1 protein-coding gene is annotated in these 279 nt (G+C 65.2%); it reads right to left on the minus strand.

Translation table 11 applies throughout. The features are described from left to right. The coding region (locus tag CIC12_RS04510; protein ID WP_168662557.1) for a TraB/GumN family protein at positions 1 to 279 on the minus strand (279 nt) is incomplete at both ends.

Raw genomic sequence — 279 nt, forward strand, 5'->3', positions numbered from 1 at the left:
CACCAGGTCCTGCGCGAGCATTTCGCGCTGCTGCGCAAGCGAGAGACCCGTGAACGCGCGCATCTGCTGCGGCAGCGTTTCGAGTCCGACGATCTTGCCGCGCGTCTTCAGATACACGTTCTGCAGTTGCGCTTCCGTGCCGTACTCGGTCTGCAAGCCGGCACTCAGCGAATCGTAGGTCTCGACCACCAGCGACGCGAGCCACGGCCGCATCTTCTTGATCGCCTCGAGCGCGGCGGGATTGCCGCGCAGACGCGTCGCCAGCTTGTGCCACAACGG

Origin of the sequence: Paraburkholderia sp. SG-MS1 (assembly GCF_012275575.1) — a bacterium.
In the GTDB taxonomy this organism is placed as follows: Bacteria; Pseudomonadota; Gammaproteobacteria; order Burkholderiales; family Burkholderiaceae; genus Paraburkholderia.